The organism is Serratia nematodiphila DZ0503SBS1 (assembly GCF_000738675.1).
GTDB classification, from domain to species: Bacteria; Pseudomonadota; Gammaproteobacteria; order Enterobacterales; family Enterobacteriaceae; genus Serratia; species Serratia nematodiphila.
Genome location: NZ_JPUX01000001.1, coordinates 241,706 through 263,147, shown reverse-complemented (window position 1 = coordinate 263,147; position 21,442 = coordinate 241,706). Strand labels below are relative to the sequence as shown.

Genomic DNA, 21,442 nt, shown 5'->3' with positions numbered 1-21,442 from the left:
GATCAACAGTCGGTCAGTGGGTCGTTGCGAGTATCGGCAGCCACGCTGGTCAGCGGCACCGGCCCGGCACGGAACAGGCGCGGTTCGGCCTGGCGACTCGCCAGACGAATAACGCCATGTTTTTCGCTGCGGTGCTCCGGCAAGACGATATCCGGCTGCTTGCGCTGCAACAGGATAGCTTCCGCGATAAACAGTGCGTCGTTGTCGCTCAGGGTAAAGTGCTGGCGACCCAAGGTTAACTGCATCATGCGGCGGCCTCCTGGTGACGGTTAGCGATACGTTCGTCCATCCACTGCTCGACCTCAGAGGCCAGCCAGGCGACGTTTTTACCGCCGAGGGAGACCTGAGCCGGGAACTGCCGGCGGCTCATCATCTCGTACACGGTGGAGCGGGACAAGCCGGTGGTGTAGAGCACTTCCGGCAGGCGGATAAAGCGCTCGCGCGGGGTGTAACTGCCAGGAATAACCGGCGACAGGGTGGATGGAGTGGGGGTGGAAACGGTCAACATAAAACGCTACCTCTTTGTGTCCGGCCAACGCTGGCCGGGACTGTGTGAACTTCGGTAGCGCCCTATTATGTGAATATTTACCGGGGTGGCAACAAGGCGTTGTTGTGTGGTGGGACAGCTTTTATGCCTATTTTTCAACCAAATGGGCATATAGGTTAATATTGACCTTTATTGGCAAACCTTGGCAAACCCGAAGAAATGAACAAGCCATGAATAGCCGTTTATTAATAGGCAGAAACAGGCTCACAGGTGCAACCCCAGGCTAGCCAGAGAAAAGACCCTTCTTAGCCGAGTGAACAGCAGTGAACACCGGGTGATGAGTGAAGAAATAACTCATCACAGTTTATTTATTGATTTAACTACTTTTTTATCTAAGTGAACAGTAGTGAAGAGTTTAAAGAAGAACTAAAACCGCAGAGGTGATTTTGCAATCAATATCTGAGGCGGCTGCAAAGAAAGCGCTGGCGGGAAAAATACAGTAGGCCCACTCCCATCGCACTATCTCCCCCCCCCCCGAAAACAGCCTTTTTCCTGGCTAGCGGGTGTCAAATAACGCGTGCATGCATGGAGTGCATGATTTTGCATGCAAGAAAATGCATTTTTTATCCCCTGCCACGCCAGTACTGGCGCGGCCTGCGGCCGTTCATGCAACTGCATGAAAAGCGACACATGAAGCGCGCAGGCGAGGCGGGGGTAGCATTGCGCGCCAGGGGGTTTTAACGATTTATTGACGGTGAGGTCGCTGGGCCAAACCCGCGATAAAATCGGCGTACCACTGCAACATGTCACGACGCTTCTCAAGGTACTGGGCATGGTTGTATGTGCCACGAATGCCGTTCTTGTCTACATGGGCGAGTTGCATCTCTATCCAGGCAGAGTCAAACCCTTGCTCATGCAAAATAGTAGACATCGTATGCCTGAAACCGTGACCGGTGGCTCGCCCCTTATACCCCAGCAGCTCTATTACCTGATTCACGCTTTCTTTACTTATGGGTTTCCTGCGATTGTTTCGTCCAATGAAAATGTAAGGATAGTGACCTGTGATCGGTTGCAGCTGTTTAAGCAATTCAACCGCCTGAGTAGAGAGCGGTACAATGTGCGGGCGGCGCATTTTCATGCGCTCGGCGGGAATCTCCCAGATACCCCGTTCAAAATCTATCTCCTCCCATGTAGCAAAGCGCATTTCTTGCGTGCGCACACCGGTCAGCATAACGATCTTCGCTGCATTCTTCGTGATGATGCTGCCGGTATACCCTTCCAAGTCCTTAACAAAGTAAGGCAGCTCTTCAGCAGAAAGGAACGGATGGTGCTTTTGCTTAGGCACAGCCAGCGCACTGGCGAGATCTGGGGCCGGGTTATATTCCGCCCTACCGGTAATAATTGCGTAGCGGAATACCTCTCCGCAGCGCTGGCGTACCTTACGGGTCTTTTCCAATGCTCCGCGCTTCTCAATGCGCCGCAGCACTTCCAGCAGCTCTAAGGGCTTAATTTCTGCAATCGGACGTTGACCAATGTACGGAAACACATCCTGCTCAAAGGTACGCATGATTTCTTCCCTGTAGGCCAGAGTCCACCGGTCAGCCTTGTTCGTGTGCCACTCGCGGCTAATAGCTTCAAAGGAATTCTCAACAGAAAGCTTCTGAGCGAGCTTTTGCGCCTTTTTCTCGGCTACAGGGTCAATGCCATTAGCAACTTGCTTACGGGCCTCTCCGCGCTTTTCTCGCGCGTCGGCCAGCGTTACCAAAGGGTAGGTACCAAAGGACATTAGCTTGGCTTTTCCAGCATAGCGATAGCGAAAACGCCAACCTTTACTCCCGTCAGTGTTGATAAGGAGAGACAGGCCTTGGCCATCGTTGAGGGTGTAGGGTTTTTCCTGCGGCTTGGAACGTCGAATTTGTAAGTCAGTTAGGAGCATGTGTATAAGTGGATTCTGTGTATAAAAACATTATACGCACCATTATACACATTTTTCTCGGATTCAGGCGGTAACGCACGGATACCAGCGGACAATAGAATCACATAATCAATTGATTTAATGCATTTTAATGGACATCACAGGAACCACCCGGACAAGCTTTGGCGGAAGATCACAGGAGTCGAACCTGCCCAGGACCGCTGGCGGCCCCAACCGGATTTGAAGTCCGGCCGCCCCACCGGGGACGAGGATCTTCCTTGGAGAAGAGGGAAGCAAGGCGCTGATTATAGCGCAGTTTGTTCGCTGCGCTAAGCGGGAAATGGCGGCCGTCGGCGATTCGGCGGCCGGGGAGCGCTACTTCAGGAAATCCTTCACGTCCAGCAGGATGAACTCGTTGTCATCCGCCATATTGGGCTGGCGGCTGGAGGAGAAAGGGAAGTTGTTGTCGTTGCCGACGATGATGTGGTTGGCGTCCACCACGTCCACGTTCTCGATGGTGAAGAACGGGAAGGTCAGCACGCCGTCGTTCAGCGGCTTGCGCGCCAGCTTGTTCGGATCCTGAATGTTCATCAGGTCGATATAACCCAGTTTCTCGACCGGTTTGCCGACGTTGGCGTCCGAGAAAGCGATTTTATACACTCGCTTGAACTTGGCTACCTGGCTGAAGCAGTTGTCGGTTGGCGCACCGGCGGCGCAGGCTTTGTCCGGCGTGCCTTCGCCGTTGTCGCGCTCGATCACCAGCCCGTGGGTGGCGTCGATCATGTTGAAGTCGCCGATGGCGTTCTGGTTGTCTTCCAGTACGTACTGCCAGCTGCGGCCGGTCCAGGCCTGCTGTTTGACGTCGAACTCCAGCACCCGCAGGTAGCGTTTGCCGCCGACGTTCTCGAACTGTTCGCCGTCCCACAGCGCCCCTTCCAGCAGCGGGTACAGCTTGCTGCCGTCCGGCGAGGCAGCCATGCCTTCAAAGCCTTTGGAACGCGCCACCTGGAAGTTCTGTTTGCCGTCCGGCGCGCCCGGCAGGGTCAGCGTCGGGTTGTCCGGCGATTTCACTACTTTGCCATCCACCTGGGTGTCGAACACCGCCAGCACTTTGCCGTTCAGGTCGGCCTTGATCAGGTAAGGCCCAAATTCTTCGCCGATCCACAAGGCATCGTCGGCAAACTGGAAGCTTTCCGGATCGAAATCGCTGCCGGTCAGATAGCGCTGCTCGGTGCTCTCGTTGATGATGTGGAACGGCACCTTTTTATCCGGATCGTGCAGGAACACCGTCTTCAGCGGCGCGACCGTGCCGTCTTTGAAATCGATCTTGTAGTGGTTGAGGTACAGCATGGCGTCCGGCGAGTTGGCCTTGCTGCCGAAACCATTGTCGGTCAGCACCCAGTAAGTGCCGTCGGGCATGTGTTTGATGCCGGAGTGGCCCTGCAGCGGCTGGCCGTTGATCGGCAGGCCGATCCCGGTCAGGCGATCGGCGGATTTGCCCGCCACGCTGCCCAGCTCGGTGATGCGTTTGCCGCTGGTGTATTTGCCGCTCTGCTGCAGATCGCTCGGCGCGTCCTTCGGTGTGGCAACGGTGGATTTCACCGGCAGCAGCGCATGCCCGGCCAGCGTCGCCTGCACCGGCTGCGCCTCGGCCCACAGGTTGGCGCTCAGCGCCATGCAGCCGACCAGCAGCGCCAGCCGGGTTTTGGTGTTGTGCATGTCATTATCCCTTTTCGTTGTTATCGCCCAGAAGTAAAAGCAACGTCACTATAGGGAGCGGCAATGACAGAAATATTATTCGGCGAACGCCCGTCGGTAGCTGTGCGGGTGGAAGCGCCAGGTAATGGCGATCAGCACCACCACCAGCAGCGCATGGATCTGCCAGTCCAGCTCGAAGCCGCCGCTGTAGTCGCGCAGCAGGCCGGAGAGGTAGGGCGTCACGCCCGCCAGCAGAAACCCGACGCCCTGCATAAAGGCCACCAGCCGCCCGGCCGCCGCCGGCTGGTGCAGGTGATCGAGCGCCAGCACCAGGCACAGCGGGAACGCGCCGCCCAGCCCCAGCCCGGAAAGCAACACCCACAGCCACGGCAACGTCTGCGGCAGATAAATCAGGCCGATAAAGCCGATCAGTTGCATCATCAGCGCCAGCAGCAGCAGCGGCCGCCGGTCATGATTGCGCGCCAGCGCTGGCAGCAGCAGCGCGCCCATCACCTGGCCAAAGGTCATCAGCGCCAGCAGCGAACCGCTGGCCTGCGGCTGCCAGCCAAGCTGCATGTAATACGGCGGCAGCCAGGCGATCAGGCTGGTATAGCCGCCGTTGATCAGGCCGAAATAGGCGCCGAGCAGCCAGGCGCGCCGGTTGCGCAGCAGGCTTGAGCCGCGGTGTTCGCCCGCCGCGCCCAGGCGAGACAGCCCGCGGCTGACCGGCCACCAGGCCAATAGCGCCACCAGGGCCGGCAACGCCCACCAGGCCAGCGCGCTGTGCCAGTCATGCCCCGCGCTCATCAGCCATGGGGTGATCGCCGCACCCAGCCCGCCGCCGCCCATCAGCGCCGCCGACCACAGCCCCGCCACCAGCGCCATGCTTTTAAGGAAGTGATGCTTGATGATGCCGGGCATCACCGCCTGGATCACCCCGATGCCGAGCCCGCCCAGCACCGCGCTCATTAACAGTTGCACGCTGCCGGGGGCCAGTTCGCGCCAAAGCGCGCCCAGCCCGATCGCCAGCAGGCTCAACGCCACGGCGCTGCGTTCGCTGAACAGTCGGTTGATGGCGCCGCCCGCCAGCGCCATCAGCCCCATCATCAGCACCGGCAGCGTGGTCAGCAGCGCCGCGCCGCCAAAACTCAGCCCGGTGGCCTGGCGCAACGTCGGCAGCAACGGGCCGATCGAAGTCAACAGCGGCCGCATGTTCAGGCCGATCAACACCAGCGCCAGCAACAGAGGGTTGAGCCAGCGACGTGGAGAAGGTGAATTAACAGAATGATTTAACACGGTATATTCCTGGTACTGCAAAATGAAGAGTGCGGCGTCACAGCGCGATCGCCGCAGCGTTGCGTTACTGTAGGCAACGCCGCTAGTATTGGGAAATTAAATAATAAAATAGCCAACAGTGGGAAAATGAATCGCTACCCGATGTTCAATCCGCAGCTGCTGCTCAGCTTCGTCGCCGTGTGCGACAGCAACAGCTTCACCCGCGCCGCAGAGCGGGTGTTCTTGTCGCAGTCCACCGTCAGCCAGCAGGTGCGCCGGCTGGAAGAGATGCTGGGCAAGCCGCTGTTTGAACGCTCCTCGCATCAGGTGCTGCTGACCGAAGAAGGCGTCAAGCTGTTGAGCTACGCGCGCCGCATTATCGCGCTGAATGAAGAAGCCCATGACGCGCTGACCGGCATCTGGCGCGACGGCGTGCTGCGAATCGGTATGCCGGAAGATTTCGCCGTGCCCACCACCGAGCTGCTGGCGGAATTCAGCCGCGAGCACCCGCACCTGCGGCTGGACGTCGCCAGCGGCCTGAGCGCCGATCTGCACAGCGCCTACGCGCGTGAAGAGCTGGATCTGATCCTGGTGAAGCAGCGCCGCCAGCAACCGCCGCGCGCCGCGCGGCCGGAACCGCTGCTGTGGCTGGACAGCCTGGCCTTCCCGGCCATCGAACAATCGCCGGTGCCACTGGCGGTGTTTCCGCTCAGCGGCCTGTACCGCGACGAGCTGTGCCAGGCGCTCGACAACCTCGGCAAACGCTGGCGCATCGGCTACAGCAGCGCCAGCCTGGCGGCGCTGACCGCCGCTTCCGCCGCCGGGCTGGGCGTCACCCTGCTGCCGGCCGGCTGTCGTTTACCCACGCACCGGGTGCTGGGGGCGGCCGAAGGATTGCCGCCGATAGACAGCTTCGAACTGGCGCTCTACTACCGCGACGGCGCCCCCGCCGCCACGCTGGCGCTGGCCCAGCGTCTGACGGTGTTTTGCGGGTTGATATAAACGCCAGCGCACGCCGGTCATTACCAAATCGAATAGTTACCAGTGGCAAATGTCGCTGCCAACCGGCCGGTTCCTCTCCTAAATTGGGGGATGTTTTCACCCACCTCACCTCTGGATTAAGGAACCGAACGTGGAAAACCCTCAACAACCGGGCCGCAGAGCCTTCCTCAGCCAAACCGGCAAACTTACCACCGCCTGCGCGGTGATCGGCCTGACCGGCGGCATGGCGCAGGCCGCTTCGCCTAGCGGCGAGCCGTGTGCGCCAACGCCGATGACCCTGACCGATCGCCATTACTGCCTGAGCGAGGTGCGGCTGGAAGACGGCTTTGAATACGACGGCGACACGGTGATCGGCACCCGCACCGCGCTGTACACGCTTGAGATCAAAGACGGCAAGATCGCCGCCATTCACGCCGCCAACGCCGCGTTGCCCGCCGGCGTGCCCCGCTATCAGGCGCAGGGCCAGCTGCTGCTGCCGGCGTTTCGCGATATGCACATCCACCTGGACAAAACCTTCTACAGCGGCCCGTGGCAGGCGCCGCGCCCGCGCCAGGGCAAAACCATCATGGACATGATCGCGCTGGAGCAGACGCTGATCCCGAAACTGCTGCCCACCTCGCAGCAGCGGGCGGAAAATCTGATCGCCCTGCTGCAATCCAAAGGCAGCACCGTGGCGCGCAGCCACTGCAATATCGATCCGGTCAGCGGCCTGAAAAGCCTGGAGCACCTGCAGCGCGCGCTGGAAAACCACCAGGCGGACTTCAGCTGTGAAATCGTCGCCTTCCCGCAGCACGGCCTGCTGCACTCCAGGGTCGATGCGCTGATGCGCGAAGCGATGCAGATGGGCGTGCAGTACGTCGGCGGGCTGGATCCGACCAACGTCGACGGCGCGATGGAGAAATCGCTGGACGCCATGTTCCAGATCGCCCTCGATACCGGCAAAGGCGTGGATATCCACCTGCATGAAACCAGCCCGGCCGGGGTCGCCGCCATCAACTACATGATCGCCACCGTGGAGAAAAACCCGGCGCTGCGCGGCAAGGTCACCATCAGCCACGCTTTCGCCCTGACCACGCTGACGCCGGGCGAACTGGCGGAAACCGCCACCCGGCTGGCGGCGCAGCAGATCACCATCGCCTCCACGGTGCCGATCGGCAGCCTGATGATGCCGCTGCCGCAGCTCAGCGAGAAAGGGGTGTTCGTGATGACCGGCACCGACAGCGTGATCGACCACTGGTCGCCGTTCGGCACCGGCGACATCCTGGAGAAGGCCAACCTGTACGCCCAGCTGTACCGCGGCTCCGACGAGTATCACCTGTCGCGCGCCATGGCCATCTCCACCGGCGGCGTGCTGCCGCTGGACGATAAGGGCCAGCGCGCCTGGCCGAAAGCCGGCGATGCCGCCGAGTTCGTGCTGGTCAACGCCAGCTGTTCCGCCGAGGCGGTCGCCCGCCTGCCGGCGCGCAGCGCCACCTTCCATCAGGGGCGCCTGGTGGCTGGCCAGGTGAGCAAAGCCTAAGGTCGGTCCGCTGTTGTCATCATGATGGCCGTTTTTGGCCTTCTGCCAGAGTAAGGCGCGGCGCAATATGGTCGCTACACACACTGGCGGAGGGCCGAAAATGTCACAGAGCGCGTTATTGATCATCGATGTCCAGCAATCATTCCAGCACCGTCCATTCTGGCAGGAGGACGATCTGCCGGCGTTTCAACAGGCGCTGACCCGCCTGATCGCGGGCTGTCAGCAACGCGGCGCGGCGCTGGTCGACGTGCTGCACGTCTCGCCGCAGGGGCCGTTCTCGCTGGCTTCGGGCCACGTGCAGCGCCTGCCATTCCTCACCCACCAAGCGGATATCACCGTGCATAAGCATGTACACAATGCGCTGACCGAATCCGGCCTCGACGCCTGGCTGCGCGAGCGGGATATCAACCACCTGATCATCTCCGGCATCCGCACCGAACAGTGCTGTGAAACCACCACCCGGGTGGCGTCCGATCTCGGTTATCGGGTGACCTTCGTCACCGAGGCGACGCTGACCTTCCCGATGCGCCATCCCGACGGTGAAGTCTTTACCCCCGCGCAGCTGAAGCGGCATACTGAAACCGTACTGGTCGATCGTTTCGCCCGCATCGCCAGCGTGGATGAGGCGCTGGCGCAACTCGCACAGGAGTAACCATGCCGCAGGCCGTCTATTTTCTGCTGTTGCCCAACGTGCTGTCGCTCGACGTCAGCGGCCCGGCGGAAACCCTGCGCCTCGCCGGGTCGTTCAGCCTGCGTTACCTCAGCCCGGCGCCGCAGCTCGTCTGCTCCATCGGCATGACGCTGAGCGGCCTGCAGCCGTTGCCCGAACGCCTGGAAGACGGCGCCATCCTGGTGTTGCCAGGCGTCGGCGATTCGCAGCGCTATTTCGCCGGTGAAGAGGCCGAGCAGGCCCGCCGCTGGCTGGCGACGCTGCGGCCCGATCTGCAGCGGCAGCGCATCACCCTGGTGTGCATCTGCTCCGGCGCGCTGCTGGCGGCGCAGGCCGGGCTGCTCGACGGCTATCAGTGCACCACCCACCACGACGTCATCGAACGTATCCGCCTGCAGGCGCCGGCGGCGCAGGTGAAAGAGAACCGCATCTTCGTCGAAGACCGCGGCGTCTATACCAGCGCGGGCATCACCACCGGCATCGATTTGGCACTGCACCTGGTCCACCGCCACTGCGGCTCCGGCCGGGCGCGCGACGTCGCACGCGACATGGTGGTTTATTTCCGCCGCGCCGGCGACGATCCGCAGCTGTCGCCCTGGCTGCGTTACCGCAACCACCTGCACCCGGCGGTGCACCGCGCGCAGGACGTGATGGCCGCCGAGCCGGAAGCCGACTGGTCGGTGCCGCAGGTGGCGGAGAAGGCGCACGTCAGCAGCCGCCATCTGGCGCGGCTGTTTCGCAGCCACGTCGGCATCAGCGTGCGGGAATATCATGAACAGCTGCGGTTGGCGGTGGCGCAACAGCGCCTGCAGCAAGGGTATGGGTTGGAGAAGGCCGCGCTGGCGGCCGGTTTTTCTTCCGGGCGGCAGCTGCGCCGCGCCCAGCAGCGCCAGCGCTCGCCGCTATGACACCAGCCGGCGGGTATCCAGCCGCTGCAGGCCAACAGACAGCAGCAGGCTGCCCCCCAGCGCCACGCCGAACACCCAGAAGATATCCAGCAGCGGGTGGCCGGTGAAATCCAAGTGCCGGCTGCGCATCACGTTAACGATAAGGGCGTGAAAACCGTAAATCGCCAGCGAATGGCGGGAAAACGCGCTCAGCCAGCCGATCGGCTGCGGCAAACAGTGTTTCACCCACACCAACAGCGCCACCGCCGCCATAAACACCAGCGGGCCGCTGTAGATGTAGTAGGTATCGGCGAAGTTGCCGTTGATGAACAGCTGATGCTTGGTGCCGCGCGCGATCAGCGCCACGCACAGCGCAAATCCTAGCGCCGCCAACCAGCCCACGGCGCGCCCGCGCGCCTCCATCATGCCAATCGCCCGCCCGGCCAACGCATACAGCAGGTAGTAGAAGGTATCGCCGTAGATATACAGGTTAACCGGCAGCAGGTGCGCGTTGCCGAAGGCCAGCTTGTCGGTATTCGGGTTGGCGAGCGCCGCCAACACCACCAGCGCGACGGCCAGATAGCGGCGCGACACCGGCTTGACGCTGATCAGCGGCGACAGCAGGTAAATCACTGCGATGGCGTAGAAAAACCACAGGTGGTAAAACACCGGCTTTTGCAGGATGCCGCGCAGCGACGGCCAGAAACCGATCTTGGTGAAGGCCGCGATATAGATCAGCGCGATGGCGCTGTAGAACAGAATGCAGCAGGCGATGCGGGTGAAATGCCGCCGGCCGGCGCTCTTTTCGCCGAAGAACAGGTAGCCGGAAATCATGAAGAACAGCGGCACCGATACGCGCGACAGTGAGTTCAGCACGTTGGCGATGTCCCAGTTGTGCAACCCTATCGCCGCGCCGTTGGTGACGTAATAGGTGGTGGCGTGGATCATCACCACCATCATGCACGCCATCGCCCGCAGGTTGTCTATCCAGCCGATTTTCTCGCTCAAACGCTCGCCCGATCTTGTGTCATATTGATATGTTAAGAAGAGGTTATCGGGCACGGCGTTCGGCGACAACCCAAAAGCGAAATATCAGAATGCACTTAAACAACACCTTATGATTGCGAAGGTGAACAATTGGCGGCAAAATAGCCGCCACAACTCGCTCAGTTTGCGCTTCCCGCCCTGGCAGTTCCTTTTTCTCTTTTACTATCAGTACAATAATATGAAAACGACATTACCACCTGCGGCACGTTTGGGCCGACAGGCGCTTTTATTCCCTCTTTGTCTGGTGCTGTTCGAGTTCGCCACCTATATCGGCAACGATATGATTCAGCCGGGCATGCTGGCCGTCGTGGCGGATTTCAACGCCGGCGAAGAGTGGGTGCCCACCTCGATGACCGCCTATCTGGCCGGCGGCATTTTCCTGCAGTGGCTGCTCGGGCCGCTGTCGGATCGTCGCGGCCGTCGCCCGGTGATGCTGGCCGGGGTGGCGTTCTTCATCGTCTCCTGCCTGGCGATCCTGCTGGTCACCACCATCGAGCAGTTTATCGCCATGCGTTTCCTGCAGGGCATCGGCCTGTGCTTTATCGGCGCGGTCGGCTACGCCACCATCCAGGAGTCGTTCGAGGAGGCGGTGTGCATCAAAATCACCGCCCTGATGGCTAACGTGGCGCTGATCGCCCCGCTGCTCGGGCCGCTGGCCGGCGCGGCGCTGATCCACGTCGCGCCGTGGCAGAGCATGTTTGTGCTGTTTGCGGCGCTGGCGGCCATCGCCTTCTACGGCCTGTGGAAAGCGATGCCGGAAACCGCCACGCTGCAGGGCGAGGCGTTTTCCGCCGCCAACCTGTGGCGCGACTACCGCCAGGTGCTGGGCAACCGCCGCTTCCTGTGCGGCGCCCTGGCGATCGGTTTCGCCAGCCTGCCGCTGCTGGCCTGGATCGCCCAGTCGCCGGTGATCCTGATCAGCGGCGAGTCGCTGTCGACGCTGGACTACGGCCTGCTGCAGATCCCGGTGTTCGGCGCGCTGATCCTCGGCAACCTGACGCTGGCACGCCTGACCGGCAAAAACAGCGTGGAGCGCCTGATCAAGCTGGGCGCAGGCCCGATGCTGCTGGGGCTGCTGATCGCCGCGCTGGCGACCCAGTTCTCCAGCCACGCCTACCTGTGGATGACCGCCGGCCTGAGTCTGTACGCCTTCGGCATTGGCCTGGCCAACGCCGGGCTGTACCGCCTGACGCTGTTCTCCAGCAACGTCAGCAAGGGCACAGTGTCGGCCACGATGGGCATGCTGAGCATGATGGTGTTCACCGTCGGCATCGAGCTGGCCAAGGTCGCCTACGTCTGGGGCGGCAGCGGGCTGTTCAACCTGTTCAACCTCATCAGCGGCCTGTGCTGGCTGACGCTGGTGGCGCTGTTCCTCGCCAAACGCCGCAACGGCGACCCCACGCCGCAGCCGAACGGCGCGGCGTAAACGCGACGATAAAACGCCGGTCCGGTTTCCCGACCGGCGTTTTTTATGCGGCTTCAGCCGAGCAGCCCCCACAGCGCATACCCCGTTCCCACCACCGCCACCCCCAACAGCAGCAACGCCGACAGGACAGAGATCGCCCGCCGCGCGCGCTGCAGCGCCGTTCCCGACAGCAGGGTGATATAGGTCAGCAAAATGGCGAAGTCCGCCAGCACCCACAGCGCGGTCAGCAGCGTCAGGCTGGCGCCGATCGAGGGGGTGACGGCGATGAACTGCGGGAAAAAGGCGACGAAGAAGATAATGTCTTTGGGGTTGGCGATGCCCACCAGAAAACCGTTCAGGATCGCCGAGCGTTTTTGCGGCGGCGCAACGGGCTGCACATCGGGGGCTCGCGCGGATAAATCCTCATACAGCGAGACGATCGCCATACGGCCGATAAACAGGCAACCCAGCAGGCCTATCCACTGCAGCAAGCGCATATCCACGGCGAACAGCCCGGTGATAATCAGCGCGGCGACGCCGATCAGCAACAAGGAGGCTCCGTTGCTGCCCAGCGCGGTCAACAGCGCACGCCGGGCGCCAAAGCGCGCCGCGGTGTTGGCCACCATCGCCACCACCGGCCCCGGCGCGGCGATCAGCAACAAAATGGCGGCGAAATACGCCGCCAGCAACGACAGGTTCATCTTTATTTCACTCACATTCAGTCAGTTGGCGTCGCGCCATTATCATGCCGCCGCCCCCGCCTTGAAAAAGGAGTAATCCTGTCGTTTACTGTGAATCAGACTCATTATTAGAGACGCCGCGATGGCCAGTTCCCTTCCGCCGCTTTACGCCCTGCGCGCCTTCGAAAGCGCCGCCCGCACCGGCTCGTTCACGCTGGCCGCCGAGGAGCTGCATCTCACCCCGAGCGCGGTCAGCAAGCACATCAAAACGCTGGAGCAGCACTTCGGCTGCCGGCTGTTCCAGCGCAACGGCCCGCGTATCGAGGTCACGCCGCAGGGGAAAATCTTCGCCGCCGAGCTGCAGCAAGGGTTTGGCCGCATCGAGCAAGCCTGTGAGCTGTTCAGAAGCCACCGCGATCTGCTGCGGCTGAAGGCGCCCTCCACCCTGACCCTGCGCTGGCTGCTGGACTGCCTGAGCCGGTTCCGGCAAACGGCGCAGGCGTTCGAGGTGCAGGCAGCCAGCGTCTGGATGGACATCGACAGCGTGGATTTTTTCAGCGAACCCTACGACTGCGCCATCCTGCTCGGCAACGGCCATTTTGGCGCCAATACCGCCGCCGCCAAGCTGTTCGACGAATGGCTGATCCCGATTTGCGCCCCCGCGCTGCTCGCCGACGGGCAGCGGGATCTCGCCGCCTGCCCGCTGATCCACCCTTCGCCCGATCGGCGCGACTGGCGGCGCTGGCTGCAGAAAAGCGGCATCGCGACCCCGATCGATCTCATGCGCGGCCAGGTATTTGATTCGCTGGAACAGGGCAACGCGGCGGCCATCGCCGGGCACGGCGTCTCGATCGGCGATCTGGCGCTGAGCCTGCGGACGATTGAGGAGGGATTATTGGTGTTGCCTTGTGACGTCGCCGTGCGCACCGGCGACGGTTACTATCTGGTTTGGCCGGAAGAATCGGCAAAACGGCCGCTGATCGAACGTTTACAGGCGTTTCTCACCGCCCAAACGCCCGACGTCAGCCGGGCCGCCGTCAGGTTTATCGGGTAGGGGAATTCGGCCTATCGCTCTTCGCGGGTATGCCAAATACGCAGAACATAAATCGCTGCCGGCTGTACCTGATAACGTATCTCATAGCGGCCGACCAGAATACGCCTCACTTCCTGCGGTAAAAACTCGTCCAATCTTTCACCCAGGCGGGGATTATCGAGCAACGCTTTAGGCGCGGCGACCAAGGCCTTCACCGAATTCGCTGCCGCAGTGCGGTTAGCCAAGGCAAGAAACTCAAACAAACGCGCCAAATCCGATAGCGCCTTACTCGTCCATTTTAATTCCATCAGCGCGGTACCGGCAGCGGCTCGTCACTGTCCAGGCTGGCCGCCCAGGCTTCTACCGACTCATGATCGATAACGTTTTGCTGTTCGACATCGGCCAGCGCCGCCAGCGTTAATCGACGGCGCTCTTCCTCTTGCTCGAGCCAGGCGGTGAGGGCTTGCTTCACTATCCATCCCCGCGAGCGTTCAAGTTTGGCGGCCATTTCATCCACCTTTTCAGCCAAAGGCAGCGGGACATGAGCGGTGATGACTTTCGTATTCATCGTCTTGCTCCTCAGTACAATCAACATCAATCAAAGTGATTAAAGCTGATTATACCGCCATTGGAGAACAAAAAACATGCAATCAGTTGCCGAACAACCCGCCGTCGCGCAGCAGATGCTCGTTGCCCTTGCGGCGGGTAAAGCCGCTGCGATCGAAGAACTCCAGCACCTGGATCGCCAGCTTGCGCCCGACGCCGAGCCGATCGCGGAAATCGGCGGCGTTGGCGCCCCCGCGCTCCGCATCCAGCTCGCGGATCAGCGCCGCGAACTGATCGATGCGTCGGCTGAGGTAGTAGCGATCCACCACCACCGCCGTCACATGGCCCAGCTGAGCCGCCTTGCGCAACAGCGCGCGCACCCGGCTCTCCTCTTCGCCCAGCTCGCTCGCCAGATCGCGCACCCACCACGGCTCGTCGCCGAACAGCGGTTCGATGCGCGCCCACAGCGGCGCCTCTTCGGCGCTGAACGCCAGGCCGTGTTCCGGCAGGTGCAGCCAGCCGCGCGTATTGCGCAGCGCGCCGGCCCGCAGCAGCCGATCGATCATCATAAACACCAGCGTTTCCGGCTGCTGAGGCAGGGCCATGCGCCGCAGGCGGGCGCGCCCTAAGCCCAGCTGATCGGCGTGCTGTTGGTGGTACTCCGCCAGCACCTGCAGCAGGCGGCTTTCCGCCTGTTGCACCTGATCCTGCGCCAGCGCCCGGTCACCGACGATCAGCAGATCGCGGTTCGCCAGCAGCTCGTCCAGGCCATCGTCCGTCAATTGACGCGCCCAGGCGAACGCTGCCAGTGACAGCGCGCCGTGCGGCAATTCAAGCGCCAGCGCCTGCGCATCGTCTTGCGCCAGCGCCAGGGCTTGCAGCCATGCCAGATAGTCCGGCTGACGCTTGCCGCGCTTGGGCGCATTCAGCCTGAGCACCCGAGCCGCGCCCAGCGTTTGCCGCGCGCCGATATCGCGCAGCACCAGCCGATCGTTCTGCGCCAACCACAGCGGACGATCGAGGATCAGTTCCGCCAGCCCGTCGTTCAGCAACGAGATGCGCCCGGTGATGTGGCTGGCGGCATGGTGCAGATGCAGCGGCTGCCAATGGCGGATCGGCCGATCCGTCTCCAGCGCCACCAGAATGCGTTCCGCCGCTTCGTGCGGACGCTGCGCCAGCAGCCAATCGCCGCGCGCGACCCGCTCTTTATCGACATCGCCGCTGATGTTAAGCGCAATGCGCTGCCCGGCCTGCGCATGTTCCACGGTCTGATTCTGGGCATGCAGGCCGCGCACCCGCACCGGCGCGTCGGCGCCGGTCAGCCACAGCGTATCCCCCACCTTCACCCGGCCGCCGAGCGCGGTGCCGGTCACCACCAGCCCCGCCCCTTTGACGCTGAACGCGCGGTCTACCGCCAGGCGAAAACGGCGCGTCAGCGCATGTTCAGCGGGCGACAACGCCAGCAAATGCGCGCGCAGCGCCTCGATGCCCTCGCCCGCCGCCGCCGCGGTCACGAACAGCGGCGCATCGGGCCACCCCTGGCTCGCCAGCTCGTCGCGCACCTGACCGCGCACCTCATCGACACGCGCCGCCTCCACCCGGTCGGCCTTGGTCAGCGCCACCGTCAGCGCCGGGCGCCCGCTCAGGCGCAGGATCGCCAGATGCTCGCGGGTTTGCGCCATCACGCCGTCGTCGCAGGCCACCACCAGCAACGCATGGTCGATGCCGCCGACGCCCGCCAGCATGTTGGCGAGGAATTTCTCGTGGCCGGGCACGTCGATAAAGCCCAGCACCCGGCCGTCCGGCTGCGGCCAGTAGGCGTAACCCAGATCGATGGTCATGCCGCGGCGCTTTTCTTCCGGCAGGCGATCCGCGTTGATCCCGGAGATCGCCTGCAGCAGGGTGGTTTTGCCATGATCGACATGGCCGGCGGTGGCGATGATCATGATGCGCTCAGCGCTGCGATCAGCGCCCCTTCCTGTTCCAGACAGCGCAGATCCAGCCACAGCCGGCCGTCGCCGAGGCGGCCGATCACCGGCTGCGGCAGACGGCGCCAGCGTTCGGCCAGCGCTTCCAGCGTGGCGCCGCGGCCGTCGCGCGGCGTGAAGGTCAGGGCATAGCTGGGCAGGCGATCCACCGGCAGCGAACCGCTGCCTATCTGCGACCAGCAGGGTTCGGCGCGCAGGTCGAAATCGGTGGTGAACCGCGGCGTCAGCGCCGCCAGCAGCCGCTCGGCCGCCTGTTGCATCTCCTGCTGCGGGCGGGTCAGCAGCCGCAGCGTCGGCAGCTGCTCAGCCAGTTTTTCCGGCTGCAAATAAAGCCGCAGCGTGGCCTCCAGGGCCGCCAGCGTCAGCTTGCCGACGCGCAGCGCGCGTTTGAGCGGATGCTGCTGCAGGCGCGCGATCAGCGCCTTTTTGCCGACGATGATGCCAGCCTGCGGGCCGCCCAGCAGCTTATCGCCGGAGAACGTCACCAGATCGACGCCGGCGGCCAGCAGCCGCTGCGGCATCGGCTCGGCGGGCAGGCCGTACTGCGCCATATCGATCAGCGAGCCGCTGCCCAGATCGGTGGCGGTCGGCACGCCCTGTTCGGCCCCGAGCTGCGCCAGTTCGGCCTCGTCGACCGCCGCGGTAAAGCCCTGAATGCTGTAGTTGCTGGTGTGCACTTTCATTAACAAACCAGTCTGCTCGTTGATGGCCTGGCGGTAATCCTTCAGATGGGTGCGGTTGGTGGTGCCGACCTCGACCAATTGACAGCCGGCCTGGCGCATCACGTCGGGAATGCGGAACGCGCCGCCGATTTCCACCAGCTCGCCGCGCGACACCACCACCTCTTTGCCGGGGGCGATCGCCGCCAGCATCAGCAGCACCGCCGCCGCGTTGTTATTGACGATGCAGGCGTCTTCCGCGCCGGTCAGCCGGCACAGCAGATCCGCCACCGCCCGATCGCGATGGCCACGCCCGGCGCCGTCCAGATCGTACTCCAGCGTCACCGCCTCCCCCATCACCGCGTTCACCGCATCCTTCACCGGCTGCGCCAGCAGGGCGCGCCCGAGGTTGGTGTGCAGCACGGTGCCGCTGAGGTTGAACACCGGCAGCAAAGCCGGGCGTTGCTGTCGGGCCAGCTCGGCCCGCAGCGCCTGCGGCCAGTCGCCGCACCAGGCGGGTAAACGTTGCTGTTGCCTGATAGCGGCGCGCGCCTCGGCCTGCAGCCGGCGCAGCAGTTCGCCGATCAGCGTCTGGCCATGCTGCGCCACCAGCGGTTCAATCGCGGGTTCACGCAGCAGGCGGTCGATGGCGGGCAGTTGGCTGTAAAGAAGGTGGGATTCAGTGCTCATGGTCGCTCGGTTTTCAGTTTAAACGTATCGGCATAGCAAAACCCCGCCGCGGCGGGGAGAAAGGAAAGCTTAGGGCGGCGCCGTGCGGGCGAAACTTTCGCGGGCGAACAGGCGTTCGGCCAGTTTGACCAGCGCCGGGCGCTCGACGCACCAGTTGGGCAGGATGCGGCGGAAATTGAGGTAGCCCAGCGCGCAGCCGGTGGCGATATCCGCCAGCGTCAGCCGCTCGGCATTGAGCCACGCTTTTTCCCGCGCCAGCGCCTCCAGCGCGTCCAGGCCCTGCGTCAGCTTGTCGCGCTGACGCAGCATCCAGCTTTCGTCCTGTTTTTCCGGCGCGCGCCGGCTTTCGCGGAACAGCGTCGCCGCCGCTTCGGTCACGCCGTCCGCCAGCGCCGCCACCTGACGAACGCGCAGCGCAGCGGCGCGCTCGACCGGCAAAAACGCCGGTTCCACCGCCAGCAGCTCAAGGTATTCGGCCACCACCGGCGAGTCGTAAAACACCTCGCCGTCATCGGCGATCAGCACCGGCACCTTGGCGAGCGGGTTCAACTCCTTCACCCGGCTGCCGGGCTCATACGGCGGATCGTTGACGAATTCGAACGCAATTCCCTTCTCCAGCAGCATCACGGAAATCTTGCGCACAAAGGGGCTGGTGTAACTGCCGATAAGCTTCATCCGGTCTCCTCCGCTTCGTCCTGGCTGCGGCGTCCTTACTTCACCGCCAGGGTATCGATAATCCGCTGCACCAGCGCCTGATGCACTTCCGGCGTTTTGGCCGGCGACAGCATTTGTAACGTCACCACCCGCTTGTTGAACACCGTCAACACCAGGGTGGAGACCACCTTTTGCCCGTTGACGGTCTGTTCGGTATCCACCCGGCGAAACTTCTGTTTGCCGACGCTGAAGTTCTCTTCTTTGGTGGTCTGGATATTCTGATAGCGTTCGGCCAGCACCGTGATGGCGCTCTGCGTCAGCTCCTTCAGCATTTTGTCGCTGGTGTTGAGCTTCATGCCGTCCGGCGGGATCACTTCGGACGAGACCGCGCTCTGGCGCGACTTGCCGTCAAGGAAGCGCTGAATGGTGGAGGTGCTGTCGTTGATGATGCCGCTGTTCAGCGTTTGATCGCTAAAGCCCGGCGGCAGCTCGAAGGTGATCTTGCCCTTCTGCAGCGACACGTTCAGCCCCGGCGGCGCGGGCGGGGTTTCTACCGGCGCAGGCGGCGGCGGTGGCGCGGGCTGCGTCACGGTCGGCTTGGTGTCCGGCGGCGGCACCGCCGGTTTGGTGTCGTCTTTGTTGTCGCAGGCCGCCAGTCCAACCGCCAACACGGCGACCGCGGTCAGTTTTGCCAGGGTGTTTAACATCGTGGTTCCTTTCGCTTGGCGCGTTATGGCCTAAACGTAGCAACTCGCCCGGGCGATTGCCAGAAGCCCGTTCTGAAATTGCTCATCCGGCCCCGCGCGAACGGGGCCGGGCGGTTACTCCGCCGGGAACAGGAACGGATTGATGCTGCTGCGGCCGAAGCCTTCTTCTTCCATACGGGCATCCAGCACCAGCGAAGCCAGATCGTCGGCCACCGCTTCGACCTGCGGGTCTTTTTCCTGATAGAGGATCTTCAGGTAAGTGCCGCAGTCGCCGCAGCTCTCCGCCTTCACCGCCGCCTGCTCGCTGTCCAGCGACCAGTAGTTGAGATCGCGAGTCTGCTCGCAGTTGCTGCACTTCACCCGCACCACGTGCCATTCGCTTTCGCACAGGTTGCAGTGCAGGTAGCGCAGGCCGTTGACGGTGCCGATGTGCACCATGCTGGAGACCGGGATGCTGCCGCACACCGGGCAGAACTGGCGCTGCTCGCCGTATTCGGCGCGCGCCTTGCCGGGGATCAGGCTGGCCATCTGCGCCCAATAGAGCGACAGCGCGGCCCAGAGAAACGGCGCCTTCTCGCTGCCTACCTTGCCGAACTCGCGGTTGAGTAAGGCGTCGGCCATCAGCTCCAGCTCGTGCGCCGAGGCCTTCTCCAGGTTGTCCAGCACCGCCAGAATATGCTCCGGCGCCTGCGGCCGCAGCTCGGCGATCAGCGATGTCAACAGCTTGCGCCAGTGCTCGCTGCGCGGGAACACGCTCAGATCGAGCGGCGGTTTGCCGCTGGCGGCGCCCTGCGCCAACGCTTCGCTAAGATCGAGCGCCAGCGGGTTATCGTGCAGCGCATGCTGCTGCGCCTGCGCCAGCTCGGCGGCAAAGTTCAGGTAGTCGCCCAGCGGGTTGTCGACAGCCAGCTGACGCAGACGTTCGGCGCGGCGGCTGTACAGGCTTTTCAGGTTGGCGAAAAGTAACGGCGGGATGTTCTCCGCCGTTGTGGACTTCTCACGCTGTGCCCCTAACTGCTCTTTAGGAACGATGCGGATACTCATCAGGGTTTATCTTCCTGTCGTTTCTCGCGGACCTCACGGTACCAGCGCGGATGATGTTTCTTGGCCCAGGCCGCCGGCACCCAGCCTTCCACCATCGCGGTAATGGTGCCTTTTACCCACAATGCGGCGTAAATGTGCACCATAATCACGATGATAAGGCCGACCGCGGCCAGCGAATGCACCAGCAGCGCGATGCGGATCAGCGGAATGGAGAACGACGGCGCAAAATACGGCCGCCAGATCACCACGCCGCTGGCCAGCAGCAGCACCAGGCTGATAATCGCCGCCCAGAACACGCACTTCTGGCCGAAATTATAGCGCCCGGTATCACCCACTTCCTCGTTCATGGCGATTTTGTGGATGTTCTTGGCCCAGACGATATCTTCCCGGTTGATCAGGTTGTGCTTCCAGTATCGCAGGAACATCAGCAGGAACGCGGCGAACATGATCACCCCGACAAACGGGTGCAGAATGCGCGCCAGCTGCGGCGTCCCGAAGATGTTCATCAGCCAGTTGAAGGAGGGGAAGAAGAACCCCAGCCCGCTGATGGCGGCGAACACGAAGCAGAACGCCACGATCCAGTGGTTGATGCGCTCCGGCGCGCTGTAACGCTGAATGGGCTTTTCCTTTCTCATTTGCGCGTCTCCTCGTCGTGCGACTCGTCGTGCTCGTCCTCATCTTCGACGCGGTTAGGCCCGACGCCGACATAGTGGAACACGCTGGCCGCGAAGGTGGCGGCAAAGCCGATGGCCGCCAGGGGTTTCCACACGCCCTTCCAGAAGGTCACCGCCGGGCTGATGCTCGGGTTGTCCGGCAAACCGTGGTACAGCTGTGGTTTGTCGGCGTGGTGCAACACGTACATCACGTGCGTGCCGCCCACCCCCGCCGGATCGTACAGACCGGCGTTCTGGTAACCGCGGGTGTTCAGCTCGCTGACGCGATCCGCCGCCACCTGCTTCATCGCTTCCTTGGTGCCGAAGTGAATGGCGCCGGTCGGGCAGGTTTTCACGCAGGCCGGTTCCTGGCCGACGTCCACCCGGTCGACGCACAGGGTGCACTTGTACACCCGGTTGTCGTCCTTGTTCATGCGCGGCACGTCGAACGGGCAGCCGGCGATGCAGTAGCCGCAGCCGATGCAGTGCTCGGACTGGAAGTCGACGATGCCGTTGGCGTACTGAATGATCGCGCCTTCCGACGGGCAGGCCTTCAGGCAGCCCGGATCGGCGCAGTGCATGCAGCCGTCCTTGCGGATCAGCCATTCCAGCTTGCCGTTTTCCTCCACCTCGGAGAAGCGCATCACCGTCCACGACTTGGCGGTCAGATCGGCGGGGTTATCGTACACCCCGACGTTGTGCCCCACTTCGTCGCGGATGTCGTTCCATTCGGAACAGGCCACCTGACAGGCCTTGCAGCCGATACAGGTGGTGACATCGATCAGTTTGGCCACTTCTTCCTGGTGGTCACGGGCGCGCGGCGCCGGCGTGAAACCATTGGTGGCGGATTTACGAATGATGTCTTGAGATTGCATGGCCATAA

At 62.8% G+C, this 21,442-nt stretch carries 22 protein-coding genes and 1 tRNA gene; 6 read left to right on the top strand and 17 right to left on the bottom strand.

From position 1 onward, the window contains the following. Window positions 1-2 precede the first annotated feature (2 nt). From JL05_RS01175 to JL05_RS01155, 6 genes are all read right to left on the bottom strand, one after another. Window positions 3-248 carry a hypothetical protein gene (locus JL05_RS01175; protein WP_033631428.1) on the bottom strand — a complete coding sequence of 82 codons (246 nt, stop codon included), beginning with the start codon at window positions 246-248 and terminating at the stop codon, window positions 3-5. Next, window positions 245-508, bottom strand: a complete 264-nt coding sequence (locus tag JL05_RS01170; RefSeq protein WP_033631427.1) for a helix-turn-helix transcriptional regulator — start codon at window positions 506-508, stop codon at window positions 245-247. Before JL05_RS01170 ends, JL05_RS01175 begins: the two co-directional genes overlap by 4 nt. Window positions 509-1,232: 724 nt before the next feature. Next, complete coding sequence (locus tag JL05_RS01165; protein WP_033631426.1) at window positions 1,233-2,423, bottom strand: tyrosine-type recombinase/integrase; 1,191 nt, start codon at window positions 2,421-2,423, stop codon at window positions 1,233-1,235. A 162-nt stretch (window positions 2,424-2,585) separates the two neighbouring features. Continuing rightward, window positions 2,586-2,680, bottom strand: a tRNA-Sec gene (locus JL05_RS25255). Between the two features lie 97 nt (window positions 2,681-2,777). Continuing rightward, the gene (locus JL05_RS01160) at window positions 2,778-4,121 is read right to left on the bottom strand and encodes an esterase-like activity of phytase family protein (RefSeq protein ID WP_033631425.1); all 1,344 of its coding nucleotides are present in this window, start codon (window positions 4,119-4,121) and stop codon (window positions 2,778-2,780) included. Between the two features lie 75 nt (window positions 4,122-4,196). Next, window positions 4,197-5,396, bottom strand: a complete 1,200-nt coding sequence (locus tag JL05_RS01155; RefSeq protein ID WP_033631423.1) for a cyanate transporter — start codon at window positions 5,394-5,396, stop codon at window positions 4,197-4,199. 126 nt (window positions 5,397-5,522) lie between these two features. Between JL05_RS01155 and JL05_RS01150 the strand changes: the two genes are divergently transcribed. From JL05_RS01150 to JL05_RS01135, 4 genes are all read left to right on the top strand, one after another. Further along, entirely contained in the window at window positions 5,523-6,377 is an 855-nt protein-coding gene (locus JL05_RS01150) for a LysR family transcriptional regulator (RefSeq protein ID WP_033631422.1), read from the top strand. A gap of 130 nt (window positions 6,378-6,507) precedes the next feature. Continuing rightward, window positions 6,508-7,896, top strand: a complete 1,389-nt coding sequence (locus JL05_RS01145; protein WP_033631421.1) for an amidohydrolase family protein — start codon at window positions 6,508-6,510, stop codon at window positions 7,894-7,896. A 100-nt stretch (window positions 7,897-7,996) separates the two neighbouring features. Beyond that, window positions 7,997-8,548, top strand: a complete 552-nt coding sequence (locus JL05_RS01140; protein ID WP_004934049.1) for an isochorismatase family protein — start codon at window positions 7,997-7,999, stop codon at window positions 8,546-8,548. A gap of 2 nt (window positions 8,549-8,550) precedes the next feature. Then, complete coding sequence (locus JL05_RS01135) at window positions 8,551-9,474, top strand: GlxA family transcriptional regulator (protein WP_033631420.1); 924 nt, start codon at window positions 8,551-8,553, stop codon at window positions 9,472-9,474. On the opposite strand, the gene JL05_RS01130 is transcribed toward JL05_RS01135, so the two are convergent. Then, on the bottom strand, window positions 9,469-10,461 hold the full coding sequence (locus tag JL05_RS01130) for an acyltransferase (protein WP_033631419.1): 993 nt from the start codon (window positions 10,459-10,461) through the stop codon (window positions 9,469-9,471). The two genes, JL05_RS01135 and JL05_RS01130, sit on opposite strands and share 6 nt — an antisense overlap. Window positions 10,462-10,678: 217 nt before the next feature. Between JL05_RS01130 and JL05_RS01125 the strand changes: the two genes are divergently transcribed. After that, a complete protein-coding gene (locus tag JL05_RS01125; RefSeq protein WP_033633516.1) occupies window positions 10,679-11,926 on the top strand; it encodes an MFS transporter in 1,248 nt (415 codons plus the stop codon). Between the two features lie 53 nt (window positions 11,927-11,979). Here JL05_RS01125 and JL05_RS01120 read toward each other — a convergent pair whose 3' ends face one another. Continuing rightward, entirely contained in the window at window positions 11,980-12,606 is a 627-nt protein-coding gene (locus JL05_RS01120; RefSeq protein ID WP_033631418.1) for a LysE family translocator, read from the bottom strand. Window positions 12,607-12,727: 121 nt separating this feature from the next. Here JL05_RS01120 and JL05_RS01115 point away from each other — a divergent pair, with 121 nt between their 5' ends. Next, window positions 12,728-13,639 (top strand): LysR family transcriptional regulator, encoded by a 912-nt coding sequence (locus JL05_RS01115; protein ID WP_033631417.1) that lies wholly within the window; start codon window positions 12,728-12,730, stop codon window positions 13,637-13,639. An 11-nt stretch (window positions 13,640-13,650) separates the two neighbouring features. Here JL05_RS01115 and JL05_RS01110 read toward each other — a convergent pair whose 3' ends face one another. The 9 genes from JL05_RS01110 to fdxH form a co-directional block, all read right to left on the bottom strand. Further along, entirely contained in the window at window positions 13,651-13,926 is a 276-nt protein-coding gene (locus JL05_RS01110) for a type II toxin-antitoxin system RelE/ParE family toxin (RefSeq protein ID WP_033631416.1), read from the bottom strand. Beyond that, the gene (locus JL05_RS01105) at window positions 13,926-14,186 is read right to left on the bottom strand and encodes a CopG family ribbon-helix-helix protein (protein ID WP_033631415.1); all 261 of its coding nucleotides are present in this window, start codon (window positions 14,184-14,186) and stop codon (window positions 13,926-13,928) included. Before JL05_RS01105 ends, JL05_RS01110 begins: the two co-directional genes overlap by 1 nt. 82 nt (window positions 14,187-14,268) lie before the next feature. Then, window positions 14,269-16,110, bottom strand: coding sequence for a selenocysteine-specific translation elongation factor (selB, locus tag JL05_RS01100; RefSeq protein ID WP_033631414.1), 1,842 nt, complete (start codon window positions 16,108-16,110; stop codon window positions 14,269-14,271). Continuing rightward, window positions 16,107-17,501, bottom strand: coding sequence for an L-seryl-tRNA(Sec) selenium transferase (gene selA / locus JL05_RS01095; RefSeq protein WP_033631413.1), 1,395 nt, complete (start codon window positions 17,499-17,501; stop codon window positions 16,107-16,109). The genes selB and selA overlap by 4 nt, the downstream gene beginning before the upstream one ends. A 69-nt stretch (window positions 17,502-17,570) precedes the next feature. Continuing rightward, window positions 17,571-18,176, bottom strand: coding sequence for a glutathione S-transferase (locus JL05_RS01090; protein ID WP_033631412.1), 606 nt, complete (start codon window positions 18,174-18,176; stop codon window positions 17,571-17,573). 35 nt (window positions 18,177-18,211) lie between these two features. After that, entirely contained in the window at window positions 18,212-18,862 is a 651-nt protein-coding gene (locus tag JL05_RS01085) for a DcrB/PsbP domain-containing protein (protein ID WP_004934023.1), read from the bottom strand. Between the two features lie 114 nt (window positions 18,863-18,976). Beyond that, entirely contained in the window at window positions 18,977-19,906 is a 930-nt protein-coding gene (gene fdhE / locus JL05_RS01080) for a formate dehydrogenase accessory protein FdhE (protein WP_004934019.1), read from the bottom strand. Beyond that, window positions 19,906-20,541 carry a formate dehydrogenase cytochrome b556 subunit gene (gene fdoI / locus JL05_RS01075; protein WP_004934017.1) on the bottom strand — a complete coding sequence of 212 codons (636 nt, stop codon included), beginning with the start codon at window positions 20,539-20,541 and terminating at the stop codon, window positions 19,906-19,908. Before fdoI ends, fdhE begins: the two co-directional genes overlap by 1 nt. Further along, the gene (gene fdxH / locus JL05_RS01070; protein WP_004934014.1) at window positions 20,538-21,440 is read right to left on the bottom strand and encodes a formate dehydrogenase subunit beta; all 903 of its coding nucleotides are present in this window, start codon (window positions 21,438-21,440) and stop codon (window positions 20,538-20,540) included. Before fdxH ends, fdoI begins: the two co-directional genes overlap by 4 nt. Window positions 21,441-21,442 lie beyond the last annotated feature (2 nt).

Excerpts from the sequence above, each read along its gene's own strand:
- JL05_RS01175 (WP_033631428.1), bottom strand. The coding sequence starts at position 248 with ATGATGCAGTTAACCTTGGGTCGCCAGCACTTTACCCTGAGCGACAAC.
- JL05_RS01170 (WP_033631427.1), bottom strand. The coding sequence starts at position 508 with ATGTTGACCGTTTCCACCCCCACTCCATCCACCCTGTCGCCGGTTATT.
- JL05_RS01165 (WP_033631426.1), bottom strand. The coding sequence starts at position 2,423 with ATGCTCCTAACTGACTTACAAATTCGACGTTCCAAGCCGCAGGAAAAA.
- JL05_RS01160 (WP_033631425.1), bottom strand. The coding sequence starts at position 4,121 with ATGCACAACACCAAAACCCGGCTGGCGCTGCTGGTCGGCTGCATGGCG.
- JL05_RS01150 (WP_033631422.1), top strand. The coding sequence starts at position 5,523 with ATGAATCGCTACCCGATGTTCAATCCGCAGCTGCTGCTCAGCTTCGTC.
- JL05_RS01140 (WP_004934049.1), top strand. The coding sequence starts at position 7,997 with ATGTCACAGAGCGCGTTATTGATCATCGATGTCCAGCAATCATTCCAG.
- JL05_RS01135 (WP_033631420.1), top strand. The coding sequence starts at position 8,551 with ATGCCGCAGGCCGTCTATTTTCTGCTGTTGCCCAACGTGCTGTCGCTC.
- JL05_RS01125 (WP_033633516.1), top strand. The coding sequence starts at position 10,679 with ATGAAAACGACATTACCACCTGCGGCACGTTTGGGCCGACAGGCGCTT.
- JL05_RS01120 (WP_033631418.1), bottom strand. The coding sequence starts at position 12,606 with ATGAACCTGTCGTTGCTGGCGGCGTATTTCGCCGCCATTTTGTTGCTG.
- JL05_RS01115 (WP_033631417.1), top strand. The coding sequence starts at position 12,728 with ATGGCCAGTTCCCTTCCGCCGCTTTACGCCCTGCGCGCCTTCGAAAGC.
- JL05_RS01110 (WP_033631416.1), bottom strand. The coding sequence starts at position 13,926 with ATGGAATTAAAATGGACGAGTAAGGCGCTATCGGATTTGGCGCGTTTG.
- JL05_RS01105 (WP_033631415.1), bottom strand. The coding sequence starts at position 14,186 with ATGAATACGAAAGTCATCACCGCTCATGTCCCGCTGCCTTTGGCTGAA.
- selB (WP_033631414.1), bottom strand. The coding sequence starts at position 16,110 with ATGATCATCGCCACCGCCGGCCATGTCGATCATGGCAAAACCACCCTG.
- selA (WP_033631413.1), bottom strand. The coding sequence starts at position 17,501 with ATGAGCACTGAATCCCACCTTCTTTACAGCCAACTGCCCGCCATCGAC.
- JL05_RS01090 (WP_033631412.1), bottom strand. The coding sequence starts at position 18,176 with ATGAAGCTTATCGGCAGTTACACCAGCCCCTTTGTGCGCAAGATTTCC.
- JL05_RS01085 (WP_004934023.1), bottom strand. The coding sequence starts at position 18,862 with ATGTTAAACACCCTGGCAAAACTGACCGCGGTCGCCGTGTTGGCGGTT.
- fdhE (WP_004934019.1), bottom strand. The coding sequence starts at position 19,906 with ATGAGTATCCGCATCGTTCCTAAAGAGCAGTTAGGGGCACAGCGTGAG.
- fdoI (WP_004934017.1), bottom strand. The coding sequence starts at position 20,541 with ATGAGAAAGGAAAAGCCCATTCAGCGTTACAGCGCGCCGGAGCGCATC.
- fdxH (WP_004934014.1), bottom strand. The coding sequence starts at position 21,440 with ATGGCCATGCAATCTCAAGACATCATTCGTAAATCCGCCACCAATGGT.